General features: G+C 72.3%; 15 protein-coding genes. 7 read left to right on the forward strand and 8 right to left on the reverse strand.

Features of this window, described 5'->3' with window-relative positions:
- The first annotated feature begins 219 nt into the window (after positions 1-219).
- Entirely contained in the window at positions 220-852 is a 633-nt protein-coding gene (locus AAH991_RS02990) for a TMEM175 family protein (RefSeq protein WP_346224167.1), read from the forward strand.
- On the opposite strand, the gene AAH991_RS02995 is transcribed toward AAH991_RS02990, so the two are convergent.
- The 3 genes from AAH991_RS02995 to AAH991_RS03005 form a co-directional block, all read right to left on the reverse strand.
- Complete coding sequence (locus tag AAH991_RS02995; RefSeq protein WP_346224168.1) at positions 839-1,219, reverse strand: type II toxin-antitoxin system death-on-curing family toxin; 381 nt, start codon at positions 1,217-1,219, stop codon at positions 839-841. The genes AAH991_RS02990 and AAH991_RS02995 overlap by 14 nt on opposite strands.
- On the reverse strand, positions 1,216-1,413 hold the full coding sequence (locus AAH991_RS03000; protein ID WP_346224169.1) for a type II toxin-antitoxin system TacA family antitoxin: 198 nt from the start codon (positions 1,411-1,413) through the stop codon (positions 1,216-1,218). Before AAH991_RS03000 ends, AAH991_RS02995 begins: the two co-directional genes overlap by 4 nt.
- A 92-nt stretch (positions 1,414-1,505) precedes the next feature.
- Complete coding sequence (locus AAH991_RS03005; RefSeq protein WP_346224170.1) at positions 1,506-2,675, reverse strand: pyridoxal phosphate-dependent aminotransferase; 1,170 nt, start codon at positions 2,673-2,675, stop codon at positions 1,506-1,508.
- A gap of 566 nt (positions 2,676-3,241) precedes the next feature.
- Here AAH991_RS03005 and fxsT point away from each other — a divergent pair.
- From fxsT to AAH991_RS03035, 6 genes are all read left to right on the forward strand, one after another.
- Entirely contained in the window at positions 3,242-7,168 is a 3,927-nt protein-coding gene (gene fxsT / locus AAH991_RS03010) for an FxSxx-COOH system tetratricopeptide repeat protein (RefSeq protein WP_346224171.1), read from the forward strand.
- Between the two features lie 141 nt (positions 7,169-7,309).
- A complete protein-coding gene (locus AAH991_RS03015; RefSeq protein ID WP_346224172.1) occupies positions 7,310-7,465 on the forward strand; it encodes a hypothetical protein in 156 nt (51 codons plus the stop codon).
- 17 nt (positions 7,466-7,482) lie between these two features.
- Positions 7,483-8,526, forward strand: a complete 1,044-nt coding sequence (locus tag AAH991_RS03020) for a DUF418 domain-containing protein (protein WP_346224173.1) — start codon at positions 7,483-7,485, stop codon at positions 8,524-8,526.
- Complete coding sequence (locus AAH991_RS03025) at positions 8,456-9,247, forward strand: carbon-nitrogen hydrolase family protein (RefSeq protein WP_346224174.1); 792 nt, start codon at positions 8,456-8,458, stop codon at positions 9,245-9,247. The genes AAH991_RS03020 and AAH991_RS03025 overlap by 71 nt, the downstream gene beginning before the upstream one ends.
- Positions 9,248-9,257: 10 nt before the next feature.
- Entirely contained in the window at positions 9,258-9,716 is a 459-nt protein-coding gene (locus tag AAH991_RS03030; RefSeq protein ID WP_225898026.1) for a hypothetical protein, read from the forward strand.
- Positions 9,713-10,177 (forward strand): hypothetical protein, encoded by a 465-nt coding sequence (locus tag AAH991_RS03035; protein ID WP_346224175.1) that lies wholly within the window; start codon positions 9,713-9,715, stop codon positions 10,175-10,177. Before AAH991_RS03030 ends, AAH991_RS03035 begins: the two co-directional genes overlap by 4 nt.
- A gap of 238 nt (positions 10,178-10,415) precedes the next feature.
- On the opposite strand, the gene AAH991_RS03040 is transcribed toward AAH991_RS03035, so the two are convergent.
- From AAH991_RS03040 to AAH991_RS03060, 5 genes are all read right to left on the reverse strand, one after another.
- On the reverse strand, positions 10,416-10,571 hold the full coding sequence (locus tag AAH991_RS03040) for a hypothetical protein (RefSeq protein WP_346224176.1): 156 nt from the start codon (positions 10,569-10,571) through the stop codon (positions 10,416-10,418).
- Positions 10,572-10,771: 200 nt separating this feature from the next.
- Positions 10,772-12,604 carry a hydantoinase B/oxoprolinase family protein gene (locus tag AAH991_RS03045; RefSeq protein ID WP_346224177.1) on the reverse strand — a complete coding sequence of 611 codons (1,833 nt, stop codon included), beginning with the start codon at positions 12,602-12,604 and terminating at the stop codon, positions 10,772-10,774.
- Positions 12,594-14,639, reverse strand: coding sequence for a hydantoinase/oxoprolinase family protein (locus AAH991_RS03050; protein ID WP_346224178.1), 2,046 nt, complete (start codon positions 14,637-14,639; stop codon positions 12,594-12,596). Before AAH991_RS03050 ends, AAH991_RS03045 begins: the two co-directional genes overlap by 11 nt.
- Positions 14,640-14,733: 94 nt before the next feature.
- Positions 14,734-15,387, reverse strand: coding sequence for a DsbA family oxidoreductase (locus AAH991_RS03055; protein ID WP_346224179.1), 654 nt, complete (start codon positions 15,385-15,387; stop codon positions 14,734-14,736).
- Positions 15,388-15,433: 46 nt separating this feature from the next.
- Positions 15,434-16,147, reverse strand: coding sequence for an SRPBCC family protein (locus AAH991_RS03060; RefSeq protein WP_346224180.1), 714 nt, complete (start codon positions 16,145-16,147; stop codon positions 15,434-15,436).
- Between the last annotated feature and the right edge of the window lie 12 nt (positions 16,148-16,159).

Raw genomic sequence — 16,159 nt, forward strand, 5'->3', positions numbered from 1 at the left:
GCCCCACCCGGGCCTTCATTGGCGAGTCTCGCCCACCCCTGCCACATCCATGGGCACATTTCACCAAGCTCGGCACCGGGCGGCGGCGCCGTTCCCTGTGAGGCGGCGGGAAGGCGGTCCGGGTGCAGGGGCTTCGGCCGTCAGCGGCATCGGGCCGACTTTTATCGCGAGTGACTTCTGCCACAATGCTCGCCACTGCCCCCCTTTTATTGGAGACACATGGCCACCCCCCAGGTGCGTCCCGGGCTCACCCACGAGCGCGTCGGCGTCTTCGCCGACGCCATCTTCGCGATCGCCATCACGCTGCTCGCCCTGGAGCTCCCCCGCCCGGAGGGTGCGGACTTCCAGCGGCTGGGGGCGTTCTTCGGCGACCACTTCGGCTCCTTCATGGCCTTCGCCATCGCCTTCCTGATGCTCTGGTTCGCCTGGCGGGCCCATCACACGCTGTTCGACCAGATCGAGCGGGTGTCCCAGCCGGTGCTCCTGCTGCACATCCCGCTGTTGTTCTTCGTGGCCTTCCTGCCGTACACGACGTCGCTCTTCGGCGAGGCCAACGCCGGCCACCTCACGGCGAGCAGCAGGGCCCTGGTGACCGGGATGTTCGGCGGCAACGAGGCCATCCTGCTGCTGTCCCAGGCCGCGCTGTTCACTCTGGTGCCGGCGCAGCGCCTGCACCGGCCGGACACCGACCTGCCCCGCCTGCGCGTCAACACCTGGGTCTACTGGGCCATCGGGATCTACTGGCTGCTGACCGCGCTGGCGAGCGCGTGGGCGGTCGACGTGGTGCCCTTCCTGTGGCTGGCGACCCCGCTCGTCGCCTTCGGCACGGTCCGGGTGCTTAAGAGGCGGTGAAGCCGCGCAGCACGTCCGCGATCTCGTCGACCTCGGTGAGCTTCCCCGACGCCACCGCGATCACGAAGTCGTAGGCGACATCGTCGTCCCGCGGCTCGATCTCCACCCCGTTTTTTGCGCAGAAAACGTACATCGTGAGCCAGGCGGCTCGCTTGTTGCCGTCCACGAACGGATGGTTGGAGACGATCGAGTGCAGGATGGCCGCGGCCTTGGTCAGCAGATCGGGGTAGGCGTCCCGCCCGAACAACGACGTCCGCGGACGCAGGAGGGCCGCCTCCAGGAGCCCGATGTCACGAACCTCGATCGGCGCCCCCGTCGCGTGACGGGCGATCCTCAGCGCCTGCTCAAGGGTGATGTAGCGGGTCACTCCCCCAGCCTGCGCAGGAGGTCGGCGAAACGCTGCGCCCCCTTCTCGGCCAGCAGGTCGGTGTACTCATCGTCGGCGACGCGGGCGAGGTAGTCGTCGATCGCGTGAAGAGCGATCTGCTGCATGCTCCGGCCTTCCTTCTCGGCGCGCCGCCGGAGGGCCTCGGTCTGCTCGTCACTCAGTCGAAGCGTCATGGCCATGCCTCCATGGTACGGCGCGGTATCAGCGTGATACCACCAACGGAGAGTATAGGACCGATAACGCTGGGCTATCAAACCTTCTCCACTCAGCCGGCGCCGAGACCGCGAAGGCGGGTCACCGCCTCGTCGATGACCTCGTCCCGCTTGCAGAAGGCGAACCGCAGGAAGTGACGGCCCCGCGCGGGGTGGTCGTAGAAGACCTGGGTCGGGATGGCGACCACCCCGGCCAGCTCGGGCAGCCGCCGCGCCAGCTCCAGCCCGTCGTCGAACCCGAGCGGCCGTATGTCGGTCTGCACGAAGTAGGTGCCGGCGGGCCGGAGCACGTCGAAGCCGGCCTCGGTCAGGCCGGCCACGAGGCGGTCCCGCTTGGCCTGCAGGGCCGCCCGCTGCGCGGCCACCCAGTCCATCTCCTCCCGCAGGGCGTACGCGACCGCGATCTGCCAGGGGGCGCTCGCGGTGTAGGTGAGGAACTGCTTGACCGTCTGCACGGCGTCGATGAGCGGCGCCGGGGCGCACACCCATCCGGTCTTCCAGCCCGTGACGCTGAAGGTCTTGCCCGCCGAGGAGATCATGACCGTGCGCTCGCGCATGCCGGGCAGCGTGGCGAGCGGCACGTGCTCCACACCGTCGAAGGCGAGGTGCTCGTAGACCTCGTCGGTGACCGCGATCAGGTCGTGCTCCCGGCACACGCGGGCCACGCACTCCAGCTCCTGCCGGGTGAACACGGTGCCGGTCGGGTTGTGCGGCGAGTTCACCAGGATCACCCGGGTGCGGGGCGTGACGGCGGCCTCCAGCTCGGCCGGGTCGAAGGTGAACCGCCCCGCGTCGACGCGCAGCGTCACCGCCCTGCGCACGGCTCCCGCGAGCGCGATGGCCGCGGCGTAGGAGTCGTAGTACGGCTCGAACACGATCACCTCGTCGCCCGGTTCGCAGAGCGCGAGGACCGCCGCGGCGATGGCCTCGGTGGCGCCGACGGTGACGAGGACCTCCCCGTCCGGGTCGTAGGCGAGGCCGTACCACTGCTTGCGGTGCTCGGCGACCGCCTGGCGCAGCTCGGGGAGGCCCGGCCCGGGCGGGTACTGGTTGAGACCCCTCCGCACGGCCTCGACCGCCCGCTCCAGCATGCGCTCCGGCCCGTCGGTGTCCGGGAAACCCTGGCCCAGGTTGATCGAGCCCGTCTCCACGGCCAGCTTCGTCATCGTGGCGAACACGGTTGTGCCGAACTCCCGCATCCGCCGCACCAGCGGCTCCTTCACGGCCCTCACCCTATCCGCGACCGCCGAGGGCCGACACGCGCCAACGACAACGGCGTGATGCCGGACGACCGGGAAACGGCTGTCCGAAAACGAGGACGAGCAGAGAAGGAATCCGGCATTCCTGTCGCCCCTGCGGCGCAAGCCTATAGTGAAGTGACCGGCGGAGCGCGGGAGGTGGGGTGGCTGGTACCTCGGGCGCTGAAGGCCGTCTCCCGTATCTCTTCATCAGTTACGCGCACACGCCTCGTACGCATCCCGAGGACGAGAACCCCAACCGGTTCGTGCAGCGCTACAAGGAGCTGCGCCGATAGCCGTCCTCGCCCACACGACGGCCACGGCTACGGCACCGCGGGACGCGTGGTTCTACGGGTCCTCTCCGTGCGGCTGCATTCCTCACCACCCCAAGAATCTCGGCCCGATGGCGCCACCCTGCGCGCACCGCTGCCGGCGAAGCCGGCGCAGCCGGTGCCTCGCAGCGGCCGCCCGCGACTGTGGCCGCTCACGCCGGAGGACCGGGCACCCGAAGATGCCGCGCCCGACGAACCGCCAGGACGGAAGGGGAGGCAATGAGCGAGTTCCGGGACGGCCACATCGTCACCTTCTACTCCTACAAGGGAGGGACGGGCAGGACGATGGCGCTGGCCAACACGGCCTGGATCCTCGCCTCCAACGGTCACCGCGTGCTGGTCGTCGACTGGGATCTGGAGTCCCCCGGTCTGCACAAGTTCTTCCGGCCCTTCCTCGACGAGGAGATGATCGCCGGCACGGCCGGCGTGATCGATCTGATCGCGGGCTTCGCCTGGGCCTCGACGCGCCCCGGTTCCCGGCCCGCCGACTGGCACACCCGGTACGCGGACGTGGGGCGGCACGTCGTCCCGGTCGAGTGGCCCCACTTCCCCGACGGCGGCTCCCTCGGCTTCCTGCCCGCCGGACGGCAGGACCGCGACTACTCCTCCCTGGTGTCCACCTTCGACTGGGACAACTTCTACGAGCGGCTGGGCGGCGGGCAGTTCCTCGACGCCCTGCGGATGGACATGCGGCGCGGCTACGACTACGTGCTCATCGACAGCCGCACCGGTCTGAGCGACGTCGCCGGCATCTGCACGGTCCACCTCCCCGACACCGTGGTCACCTGCTTCACGCTCAGCGACCAGAGCATCGAGGGGGCCGCGCGGGTCGCGTCGGAGATCGCCGAGCGGTTCTCCGACCGCCGCATCAGGATCCTGCCGGTCCCCATGCGCGTGGACGACACGGAGAAGGAGAAGCTCGACACGGGCCGGGCCTTCGCCCGGAGCCGGTTCGAGGAGTTCCCCAGCGGCATCGGCCAGGACCAGGCCGGCAGTTACTGGGGCGCCGTCGAGATCCCTTACAAGCCGTTCTACGCGTACGAGGAGACCCTGGCGGCCTTCGGCGACGCGCCCGGCTCGCCCGGCTCGCTGCTGGCCGCCTACGAGCGGCTCACGAACGTCATCACCGGGGGCCGCGTGCCGTCCCTTCCCCCGTTGGACGAGGACCTGCGGTTGAGTTACCGGGAGCTGTTCGTCCGGCGCCGCCCGTCGCTGTCGGAGGACGTCACCCTGAGTCACGTCCCCGAGGACCGGCTGTGGGCGGACTGGATCACCGCCGTGCTGACGCGGGCCGGCATGCGGGTCCGTACGCAGGGGGGCGAGCGCGAGGAGGACGCGAGCGGGCAGTCGCGGACGCCGGAGGCGGCGGGCCGCACGGTCGCGCTGCTGTCCCCCGCCTACCTGCGCTCGGGGCGGGCACGGGAGACATGGCGCGCCGCCGGGGGCCTCGCCGCGCCGTCGGCCGATCTGGTCGCCGTCCGGGTGTCGGACGTACGGCTCCCGCGGCCGTACGCCGACCCGCCCGCGCTGGACCTGTTCCGGCTGGACGAGCAGCACGCGGCCGCCGCGCTGCTGCGCGCCCTCGGCCGCCCGTCGGGGGCCGAGGCCGCCGGGCGGGGAGGGACGCCGCGGTATCCCGGCATCCAGCCGGCCATCGTGAACCTGCCGACGAGGAACGCCGCCTTCACGGGCCGCGGCGAGATGCTGGAGCGGCTGCGCGACCGGTTCGCCGGCGGCAGCCCGGCCGTGGTGACCCAGGCGCAGGAGGGCCGCGCCCAGGCCCTGTTAGGACTCGGCGGCGTGGGCAAGACCCAGCTGGCCATCGAGTACGCCCACCGGTTCATGAGCGACTACGACGTCGTGTGGTGGGTGCCGGCGGAGCAGCCGGAACTGCTGAACGGAGCGATGGCCGATCTGGCCGAGCGGCTGGGCATGAGGATCGGCGACAACCTGGCTGAGGCGGCGCTGGCGGCCAAGGACGCGTTGGGGCGAGGCGAGCCGTACGCCCGCTGGCTGCTCATCTTCGACGACGCCGACAGCGCGGAGGACGTGCAGACCTACCTGCCGGGGGGCACCGGGCACGTGCTGATCACGTCGCGGAGCCAGGCCTGGTCGCGGATCGCCATGCCGCTGGAGGTCGACGTCTTCACCCGGGAGGAGAGTCTGGAGCACCTGCGGCGCCGGGTGGCCGATCTCAGCGACGGGGACGCCGGTCGGGTGGCCGCCGCGCTGGGCGACCTGCCGCTCGCCATCGAGCAGGCCGGCGCGTGGCTGCAGGAGAGCGGCATGAGCGTGGACGAGTACGTCGGCACGCTGTCCGAGCAGCTTGAGCGGACGCTCGCACTCGGGGACTCCCCGACCTACCCGACCTCGGTCGCCGCCACCTGGAACGTGTCCATCGAGCGCCTGCGGGAGAAGTCACCCGCGGCGGTCCGGCTGCTCCAGCTGCTGGCCTTCTTCGCCGCGGAACCGGTGTCGCTGTCCATGTTGTACGGCGACGAGACCGTGCGCTGCCTGATCCCGTACGACGACTCGCTGCGCGAGAAGATCATGATCGGGCGGCTGGTGCGCGAGCTGCACAGGTTCGCCCTCGCCAAGGTGGACCAGCGCAACAGCTCGGTGCAGGTGCACAGACTCGTGCAGGCCGTGCTGCGTGACCAGATGGACGACGACGAGCGCGAGCGCACCGTCCACGAGGTGCACCGCATCCTCCTGGGCGCCCGCCCGCGCGAGGGCGGCACCGACGACCCCGGCAACTGGCCGCGGTACGACGAGATCTGGCCGCACCTCGCCCCGTCCAGCGCGCAGGACTGCGACGAGGAGGAGACCCGGCAACTGCTGGTCGACCGCGTGCGGTACCTGTGGCGGCGCGGCGAGTTCGACCGGGCGCTCGATCTCGGCCGCCGCCTGGAGGAGCTGTGGATCAGGAAGCTCGGCGACTACGACCGGCAGACGCTCCACCTGCGGTTCCACCTGGGGAACGTGCTGCGTTCCCAGGGCAGGTACCGCGAGGCGTGCGATCTCAACCGGGCGATCCTCGAAGACCAGCGCCGGGTGCTGCCCGACCCGCATCCGCACACGCTACAGACGGCCGGCAGCCTCGCCGCCGATTTGCGCGCCCTGGGCGAGCCGACCGAGTCGCTGCGGATGGAGCAGGAGACCTACGAGCGCACGAAGGAGCTGTTCTTCGACGACCACCCGCGCGTCCTCGCGGCGTCCCACAACCTGGCCGTCGCCCTGCGGCACGCCGGGGACTTCAACGCCGCCCGCCGGCTCGACCAGGAGACCGCGGACAAGCGTCGCGAGGTGCTCGGCCCCGCCCACCCCTCCACGCTCCTATCCGAGGCGAACCTCGCTCTGGACATCCGCGAGGCCGGGGAGTACGCGAAGTCGGCCGACCTGCTGCGCGAGACGCTGAACAGCTACGCCGAGGTGGCCGGCCCCGAGCTCCCCGACAGGTTGAGCACCGCGCGCAGCCTCGCCGTGTCCCTGCGAGAGACCGGCGCGCTCGCGGAGGCGCGGCGGCTCACCGAGGCGACCTACGAGCGGTGTCTCCGGCGCTTCGGCCCCGACTCACCCGAGACCGTCGCGTGCAAACTGAGTCTCGCCTGCGATCTCGCCGCGGCGGGCGACGCACGGCGGGCGCTCGACCTCGCCGCCGAGGTCCGGGCGAGCTACGAGAGCACGCTGGGCGCGGACAACCCGTACACGCTGATCGCGGCCGGCAACCTCACGATCTACCTGCGGCACCTCGGTGAGTTCGCCGAGAGCCGGGCGCTGGGCACCCGTACCCTCCAGACGCTGCGGCGCAGGATCGGGTCCGATCACCCTTTCTCACTCGCCTGCGCCGTCAACCTGGCCAACGCGCTGGGAGACCTGCAGGACCACGCCGAAGCCGAGAGGCTGCAGCGGGACACCCTCGAACGGCTGCGCGCGGTTCTCGGCGCCTACCACCCCACGACACTGATCTGCGAGGCCGACCTGGCCGTGACCCTGCGCGACGTCGGGCGGACCGACGAGGCCCGGATGCTGCGCGAGCCCCTGCTCGTCCAGCTCCGCCGGATCCTCGGGGAGGCGCACCCGGTCATCGGCGCGGTGCTGGACTGGCGCCGCGTCGACCGCGAACTGGAACCCCTCCCCTGGTGACCGGGCCTGGCCGGGTGACCGGGCAGCCCCCGGCGATCAGGCCGCCCCGCAAGCTGTCGGGGCATCGGCTGCGCCTTCGCTTCCCGTGCGGAGCCCGAGCCGCGTCTCTCCTTCGAGGACCACGAGATCGAGCAGCTTGCGATGATGGAGCAGGAACGGTGGCTGCGGCACCTGGTCGCCGACCGGGACGCGCTGTCGGCGCGTGGGTTCGGCGGCACGGCCGACGTCGTCGTGCACGTCCGCGAGCGGGAGACGCGCGTGCTGGTGCTCTGGCCGCCCGGCTCGCGAAGAGGCTGACAAGGAGGGGCCGGAGGGTGAGCCTGACGGCAGGCAGGATCCGGCGGGTGGACGCGCTGCGCGGGTTCGCCGTGTGCGGGATCATGCTCGTCAACGCGTGGCAGCAGACGGTGCGGCGGGCGCCCACCTCGCTGGACTGGGTGATGACGAACCTGTTCCAGAGCCGCTTCTACCCGATGTTCGCCTTCCTGTTCGGGCTGTCCTTCGCGCTGTTCCTGCGCTCGGCGCGGCGGCGCACGCGGCGCCCGCGCGTCGTCATGCTCCGGCGCCTGGCCGTGCTCGCCGTGCTGGGCGCGGCGCACACCCTGATCGACCCGGGCGAGGTGCTGCTGCCGTACGCGCTGCTGGGGGCGCTCGTCCTGCTGCCGGCGAGCCTCCTGCCCCGGTGGGCTGTGCTGCTGGCCGGCTCCGGCACGCTGGTCGCCTCCGTGCTCGACTCCCACCCGTACGTGCTGATCACCGCGTTGTTCCTGCTCGGCCTGGCCGCCGCCCCGGGTACGGAGCCGGGAAGAGGACCGACGCGCCTCGGCGGGGCGGACGGCCTGGGCAGCGGGCCGTTCCTCGGCGTCGTGTGCGGGGCGGCTGCCGTGCTCGCGGCCTGGCTGACCTGGTGGTGGAACCACGCACCGCCCGGCGGCGGGGTCTACCAGGCGGCGGCGCTGTGCGGGGCGGTCGCGTACGCGGCGGCGTTCCTGTTGCTCGCCCGGCGCGCCACCCTGTTCGAGACGCTGGGACGGATGACGCTGACCAACTACGTGACGGGCACGACGGTGATCGTGGTGGCGATGCCGCTGCTGGAGGCCGACGACACGGGAGCCGCCCTCGTGGTGCTCGCCGCCGTCACCGTCGCCGCGCAGGCGGTCTTCTGCCGGTGGTGGCTCGCCCGGCACCGGTACGGCCCGCTGGAATGGGTGTGGCGCACGCTCACCTGGTGGGGCACTTCGCGGGGCATCTGGTGGGGTGTGGAGACGACCGGGCAGACTGTGGTCCGTGACCCGCGTAGCGCTGTGCCAGATCCCCGTCGACCACGACCCGGAGACCAACCTCGCGACCGTGCGTGACGCTCTCGCGCGGGCGCGGGGAGCGGACCTCGCCGTGTTCCCCGAAGCGACGCTCGCCCGGTTCGGCCCGCGGATCGTCGAGACGGCCCAGCCGCTCGACGGCCCGTTCGTCACCGGCCTCGCCGAGGCGGCGCGGGAACACGGCACCGCGGTCATCGCCGGCGTCTTCGAGCCCGCCGCGGACGGCAGGGTCTGGAACACCGCGGTCGCCCTGCGCGAGGACGGCTCGCTCGCGGCGGCCTACCGGAAGATCCATCTGTTCGACTCCTTCGGCGCGAAGGAGTCGAAACTGGTCGCGCCGGGAGACGAGCCGGCGGTGGTGGAGCTGGCCGGGCTCAGGATCGGGCTGATCACCTGTTACGACGTCCGCTTCCCCGAACTGGCCCGCGCACTGGTCGACCGTGGCGCGGACACGTTCGCGGTGATCGCCGCCTGGGGCTCGGGGCCGCTGAAGGAGGACCACTGGACGACCCTCGTCAGGGCGAGGGCCATCGAGAACACCACCTGGACCATCGCGGTCGGCCAGGCGCCCAACCCTGCCATACCGGACGGGTTCGGTGTGGGCCGCAGCATGCTCGTCGACCCGATGGGGGTCGCCCGCCACGACCTGGGCACGGGCCCCGGCGTGCTGCCGGCGGAGATCGACGCGGCGTGGACCGAGACCGCGCGCGCGACCCTCCCCTCGCTCGAACACCGCCGGCTCGGAGCCGGCAGATCGTAAACTTGGCCCCATGAGCGAGCCGGGACGCAGGACGCGGATGCAGAAGGTGGTTCCGCCGCGGCTGCTCGTGCCGTACCTGTCGGGCCGCCGGACGATCATCTCCGGATACGTCTACCGGGTGCAGGACTGCGACCGCCTCACCACCCCCGCCGCGCTCGTCGAGGCCCTCGACCTGTGCTTCGACGGATCGGAGCTGACACCGGACGTGCCCGAGCTGTACATCATGCGCTGGGACGCACGGGACATCGACACTTACGTCGTCCCGTACGGGCCGCACATGGGCGGTGATTGGAGCGATGCACCGCCCTTCACCGGGAACGGCTTCACCGCCTCGCGCGAGCAGGTGGTGCCGCAGTTCCACACGATGCCCATGCCGATCCCGGCGGGCGCGGAGATCGTGCACCTCACCGCGGCCGGGGAGCGTCCCTTCGCCGGGTACGACGGCCTGACCTGGCGGCCGGCGCGATGAGCGAGATCGAGCCGGTCGGCCTGGGATTCGTCGCCCGCTACCGCGACCGTGACTACGCCGCCGCGGTCGGGCCCGGCGGCGACGACGTGGTGCTGTTCAGCGAGACCCCGCAGGAGGGCTTCACCGCCGCCGGCGGCTACTGGCGGCTGCGGGTGAACCGCTCCACGCTGGAGCGGCTCACCCTGCTGCGCACGGTCGGCGCCTTCGGGGGCGAGCCGTGCCTCGTGCTCGACGAGGACGACGGCGGCGACGGCGGCGAGGGCGGCCTGCACATCGCCTACACCGGCCACAACGGCCTGAAGGCCGAGGCGCTCGGCTACTGGCTTGTGGACCACGGCGCGTACGAGGTGGTCGTGCCCCGCGACGAGGTGCACGCGATCCGGGTGGAGCGCGTGCCCGTGCCGCTCGCTCCTGACCGGGCGGACGGTCAGGAGACCTCTCAGCAGCCCAGCGGGCGGTAGCGGGCGAGCCGCGCCGTCGTCCACGTCGCCGCCGGACGGTCCGGCGGCCCCTGCCCCCGGCTCGGACGTCGCCGCCGGACGGTCCGGCGGCCCCTGCCCCCGGCTCGGACGCGGGCGCGGCCCACGCCGTCGACCAGAGCGGATCGGGCGCCCGCGTCCGGCCCGGTCACGGCGGCCGCGCCCCCGCTCGGCCGGCCGGGGCGTCGTCGTCCTGGCCCGGCCCGGGGTCACGAACGCGTCAGCGGTGGGTGCGATGGCCGCGCCACTGGTCCATCAGCCGGCGCATCCGCTGCCGGTTCTCCGGATCACGCGTCATGGTCTTGGCCTTCTCGACGTTCTCCCGGCCCTTGGGGCTCTGCAGGTACTCCCTGATGCGCTGCACGATAGATGCCATTTGTAGCTCACCATCCCTTTTGTGCCGTCACTGGACGGCTACCCACGGACACCGCCGCCAATCACCGGTGCGAGAGCGCACGGAACGGTCCGGCGAAACCCGGGGACGATGCAGAAGAACCTCCTCGGGGCGGCCGAGGCCCGGCGGCTCGTGCGGGCACAGGGGCGGGGGCCGCGTGAGCGCCGCCCTTCCGGCTCGTGTCAGACGGTGTCCACCTCCGCGTACGGGAGGCCGCCGGAGAGTTTGGGATAGCCGGGGCCGCGGTCGAAGAAGGCGGGGGGACGCGTTTCGCGCAGCCGCTCCCGCAAGCGCTCGGTCGCCTCCGCGTCCACCACGACGCTGTCGCGGGTGCCGGTCAGCACGACGCCGTAGTCCTCCCGCGCGCCCTCGAACGAGACCTTCCCGTCGCGGACGTCGGCGGCCACCGTCTCGGCCGGCCGGTCGTACGGCGAGCCCCAGCCGCCTCCGCCCGTCGTCCGGATGCGGATGACCTGCCCGGCGCGTACGGGGAAGTCGTCGACCAGGCCCTCCATCTCCACACCGTCCACGGTGACCTGGAAGGGACGGCCCGCCCGGCCGCCGTTCACACCCCAGCACGACAGGATCGAGCGGTCGGCGATCGACATGAAGGAGGCGTCGCGCAGCATGCGGATGTGCTTGTCGTAGCCGAGCCCGCCGCGGAACTCCCCCGGGCCGCCGCTGTCCACGGCCAGGCCCAGCCGCTCCACCCGGAACGGCCAGCGCGCCTCGGCGAACTCCACCGGGATGTTGCGGCTGTCGGGCACCACGTGGATGGTGTCCTCCCCGTCGGCGTACCAGCGCCCGCCCGACCCGCCGCCCAGCACCTCGCGCATGAGGTAGGGCCCGTCGTCCGACTCGCCGTACACGCCGGTGTAGCGGATGGTCTCCTGGTCGGCCGGCATGCGGCCGCCGGTCGCCTTGGCGAGCACGCCGGCCAGCACCCCGAGCAGTCGCAGGATCACGAACGTACGGGCGTTGGTGGGCGCGGGGAAGATCGGCGTGAGCAGCGTGCCCTTCTCCGGGAAGACCATCTTGATCAGTGGCACGACGCCCTCGTTGACGTCGAGCTGGGCCATCCGCTCGGGGGTGTCGGCGAGGTTGCGCAGGATCGGCGCCAGCCACTTCTTCAGGAACACCCCGTCGGCGTAGTCGCCCGCGTGGTTGATCGGCCCCTTGGCCTGCGGTGAGGTGCCGGTGAAGTCGATGGTCAGCGGCGTGTCCGCCGAGTGGTCGACGGTGAGCGTGATCCGCTGGGCGTGCAGGCGCGGCTCGTCCACGCCGTCATGCTCGGCGTAGTCCTCCCAGACGTGCACACCCTCGGGGATCTTGGCGAGCAGCTCGCGGCGGAAGGTCTCGGTCGTCTTGCCGACGATCGCGTCGAAGCACACCTCGACCGCCTCCCGGCCGTAGCGGCCGAACAGCTCGCCGAGCCGCCGCGCGCCCATGAGGCAGGCCGAGCACTCGGCGTCGAGGTCGCCGGCGAGGCTGTCGGGCATGCGGGAGTTGCGCGTCATGATCGTGAGCGCGGCACGGTTGGGCACCCCCTGGTCCCACAGCTTGATCGGCGGGACCATCAGGCCCTCCTCGAACGCGCTGCGCGCGTGCGACGGCATGGAACCCGGCACGGCGCCGCCGATGTCGTCGTGGTGACCGAACGCCTGGACGAACGCGACGACCTCGCCCTCGTGGAAGACCGGCACCGTCACGCACAGGTCGGGCAGGTGCCCGATGCCGCCCTCGGACAGGTACACGTCGTTGTGGAAGAACACGTCGCCCGGGCGCATCGTGTCCACCGGGAAGTCACGGACGACCGGCTGCACCAGCGCCGAGTAGGACCGCCCGGTCAGCTTGCGCATCCGCACGTCGTGGATGCCGGCGCGGAAGTCGTGGGCGTCGCGGATCATGGGCGACCTCGCCGTCCGCGCGATCGCCGTCTCCACCTCCTTCTCCACCGAGGCGAGCGTGCCTTCCACGATCTCCACGAGCACGGGGTCGGCGGTCCTACCGGTCATCGCTCACCACCACGAGGTTGCCGTAGTCGTCCATGGTCGCCGTGAAGCCGGGATGCACCGGCAGGGTCGAGCCGTACTCCTCGATCACGGCGGGGCCGCGCACGACCGCGCCCGCGCCGAGGTCGCCCCGGCGGTAGATCACGGTGCGGCCCCACCGCTCGTAGTAGACGTCGCGGGTCGCGACCGGGCTCGGCTCGTCCTCCTGGCGGGGCCTGCGCGCGATCTTCGGCCGGACGATCGGGCCGATGCCGGACACCCGGAGGTTGACCCACTCGACGGCGTGCCGGGGATCGGCACGGTAGCCGTACCCGTAGAGCCTCTCGTGCTCGGCGTGGAACCGCTCGGCGACCGCGCCGAGCCACGCCTCGTCCAAGGGGCCGTCGGGGGCGGGCACGCGCACCTCGTACGCCTGGCCGTAGTAGCGCAGGTCGGCGCTGCGCGCGTACACGTGCTCGGCGAAGCCCTCACGGTCGAGCGCGGCGGCGGCCTGGGCCTCCAGGTCGCCGAGGATGTCGGCGACCGCCTCGGGCGAGGGGTCGCGGGCGACGTGCGTGCGGACGTAGTCGTTCTTCACGTCGACGGTGAGCAGGCCGAACGCGGACACGTTCCCGGGGTCCGGCGGGACGATCGCGGCCGGCAGGCCGAGGATGTCGATGAGGCGGCAGGCCAGCAGCGGCCCCGATCCACCGAAGGCGACCATCGGGAAGTCCCGCACGTCGAGGCCGCGCTGCACGGTGATCTGCCGGATCGCGTTCGACTGGTTGAACGCGCTGATCTCCAGGATGCCGGTGGCGCAGCGCTCCGGGGTCAGCCCCAGCCGGTCCGCCAGCGCCGCCACGCCCGCCCGCGCGGCGGCGACGTCGAGGGGGATCTCGCCGCCGAGCAGATGCGGAGGCACCCGCCCGAGGAAGACGTGCGCGTCGGTCACGGTCACCTCGGTGCCGCCCCTGCCGTAGCAGATCGGGCCGGGATCCGCGCCCGCCGACCTCGGGCCGACCTTCAGCGTCCCCTCGGGCGAGATCCAGGCGATCGACCCGCCGCCCGCCCCGACCGTGACGATGTCGATCATGGGGATCTTGCACGGGTAGCGGCCGATGCTGCCCTCGGTCGTCAGCGACGGCTCCCCGTCCACCACGACCGCCACGTCGGTCGAGGTGCCGCCCCCGTCGAGGGTGATGACGCTCGGGTGCCCGGCGGTCCCCGCGACGAGCGCCGCGCCGAGCGCCCCCGCCGCCGGGCCGGACAGCACGGTCGTGATCGGCTGGTGCACCACCTCGGCCGCCGACAGCACGCCGCCGTTGCTCTTCATGACCGAGAACGGCCGGCCGAGCCGCTCCGACAGGTTGTCGATGTACCGCCGCATGATCGGCTTGACCGCCGCGTCCACCAGCGTGGTCACCGACCGCTCGTACTCGCGGTACTCCCGCAGCACGTCGCTCGACAGCGACACGACCGCCTCGGGGTGCTCGCGCTCCAGCACCTCGCGCATCCGCCGCTCGTGTTCCGGGTTGGCGTAGGAGTGCAGGAAGCACACCCCGATCGCGGTGACGCCGCGCTCCCTGAACCACCGGGCGGCCCGTACGGCCTGCGCCTCGTCGAACGGCCGGACCTCCCGGCCGAGGTGGTCGAGCCGTCCGCCCACGGTACGCACCCGGTGCACGGGCACGATCCGCGGGGGTTTGACCCAGAAATAGGAGTTGCCGTAGCCGTCCGGCACGCTCTGCCGCGCGATCTCCAGGACGAACTCGAAGCCCTCCGTGGTGACGAACCCCAGGTGTGACGTGCCGTCCGGACGGTCCTCCAGCAACTGGTTGGTGGCGACGGTGGTGCCGTGGACGAGGGCGGAGACGGCGTCGAGGGCACGGGACCCCGCGTGGGCCTCGAGCACCTTGTGCACGCCTGCCATGAACCCGTCGGCCGGGTTGGCGGGAGTCGAGGGAGTCTTGGTCGTGACGATCCGGCCGGACTCCTCGTCGACGAGCACGACGTCGGTGAAGGTGCCGCCCGTGTCGACCCCGATGCGGACGCTAGGCATGCTCAGTGTTTACCGACCGCCGCCGATCGGAAGAACCGGCGCACTCTGCCGAAGAATCGCCGTCCTGTCGTCACACCCTGCCCGGACGGATGACTCAGACCGCGCAGGCGCCGTCGTCGCAGTCCCCGCCCGCCGGCGCCGCCTCCTGGGCCGTACGCGCCTCGACCTCCCGCAGGGCGGCCACGAGCGTCTCGGCGGGCTGCGCGCCCGAGACGGCGAACTTCTCCTCGAACAGGAACAGCGGGACGGCGCGGACGCCGAGCGCGCGGGCGCGGGCCAGCTCGGCGCGCACCTGCTCGCCGCCCTCCCCGGTGTCCTCGACGCCGGTCTCGGCGGCGAGCTTCGCCAGCGTGGCGGGGTCGCCGACGTCGAGGCCGTCGGTGAAGTGGGCGCGGAAGAGCCGGTCGGCCATGTCCCCGTCCCGCCCCGCGCGCCCGGCCAGCCAGATGAGCCGGTGCGCCTCCAGCGTGTTGGCCGCGACCGCCCGGTCGAAGCGGAGCTCCAGCCCGTCCTGCGCGGCCACACCCGTGACGTGACCGGTCATCTGGGCCACCCGGTCGGCGCCGCCGAACTTGTGCTCCAGCGCGCGCAGCAGCGGCTCACCGCCGGAGACGCCGTCCGGGTCGAGCTGGAACGGCCGGTGGACGACCTCGACGTCCCCGTCGAAGGCCCGGACGGCCTGCCGGAGCCGGTGGTGGCCGATGTAGCACCAGGGACACACGACATCGGAGAAGATCTCTACTTTCACGCCATGTCCCAACCGGCGGCACCGGCCGCCGATTCCCCGGCCGCGGCTATCGCCGGCGGCTCTGGCGTCCCAGGAGCCAGCCGATGACGGCGCTGCCGAGCGCGACCCCGGCGCCGGTCCCGAACGCCGCGAGCATCGTCCAGGCGGGCACCCCCTGACGGGGCGCGGCCGGAGCCTCGCGGGTGAACACCCGCGGCGCGGACTCCCCTGTGACGGGCGCCACCACGGGCGCCACCACGGGCGCGGTCACGGGCGCGGTCACGGGCGCGGTCACGGCGTCAGCGGACTCGGCGGGGACGGCGGGGACGGCGGGGACGGCGGGGACGGACAGCAGGTGCCGCTCGACGGCGGCGAAGAACTCGCCTGCGGTCTTCTTGGCGACCGAGGCGAGCATCCGCTGCCCCACCCCGCCGATCATGCCGCCGACCACGGCCTCGGCGTCGTAGTCGATGCGGGTGCCGCCCCCCGCGTCGCTGAGCCGTACGGCCACGGTCGCCTCGACGGTGCCGGGGGCGCCCTGCCCGCGCGCGCCGAGCGTGAACCGGTCCGGCTCCTCCTGGTCGCGCAGCGCGACCTCGCCCTGGTAGACGCCCTTGATCGAGGCGACCCCCGCGGTCACCGTCATCGCGTACACGTTCTCGCCTGTCGTCTCCAGGCGCTCGCAGCCGGGGATCGTCCGCACCAGGACACCGGGGTCCTGGAGGGCGTCCCAGACCCGCTTGCGCTCCGCCGCGACCAGCGCGCTGCCCGAGACCTTCATGGGCCACCTCCG

It is taken from the genome of Microbispora sp. ZYX-F-249, assembly GCF_039649665.1.
In the GTDB taxonomy this organism is placed as follows: domain Bacteria; phylum Actinomycetota; class Actinomycetes; order Streptosporangiales; family Streptosporangiaceae; genus Microbispora; species Microbispora maris.

Excerpts from the sequence above, each read along its gene's own strand:
- AAH991_RS03045 (WP_346224177.1), bottom strand. The coding sequence starts at position 12,604 with ATGACCGGTAGGACCGCCGACCCCGTGCTCGTGGAGATCGTGGAAGGC.
- AAH991_RS03015 (WP_346224172.1), top strand. The coding sequence starts at position 7,310 with ATGATGGAGCAGGAACGGTGGCTGCGGCACCTGGTCGCCGACCGGGAC.
- AAH991_RS03000 (WP_346224169.1), bottom strand. The coding sequence starts at position 1,413 with ATGACGCTTCGACTGAGTGACGAGCAGACCGAGGCCCTCCGGCGGCGC.
- AAH991_RS03035 (WP_346224175.1), top strand. The coding sequence starts at position 9,713 with ATGAGCGAGATCGAGCCGGTCGGCCTGGGATTCGTCGCCCGCTACCGC.
- AAH991_RS02990 (WP_346224167.1), top strand. The coding sequence starts at position 220 with ATGGCCACCCCCCAGGTGCGTCCCGGGCTCACCCACGAGCGCGTCGGC.
- AAH991_RS03060 (WP_346224180.1), bottom strand. The coding sequence starts at position 16,147 with ATGAAGGTCTCGGGCAGCGCGCTGGTCGCGGCGGAGCGCAAGCGGGTC.
- fxsT (WP_346224171.1), top strand. The coding sequence starts at position 3,242 with ATGAGCGAGTTCCGGGACGGCCACATCGTCACCTTCTACTCCTACAAG.
- AAH991_RS03030 (WP_225898026.1), top strand. The coding sequence starts at position 9,258 with ATGAGCGAGCCGGGACGCAGGACGCGGATGCAGAAGGTGGTTCCGCCG.
- AAH991_RS03050 (WP_346224178.1), bottom strand. The coding sequence starts at position 14,639 with ATGCCTAGCGTCCGCATCGGGGTCGACACGGGCGGCACCTTCACCGAC.
- AAH991_RS03040 (WP_346224176.1), bottom strand. The coding sequence starts at position 10,571 with ATGGCATCTATCGTGCAGCGCATCAGGGAGTACCTGCAGAGCCCCAAG.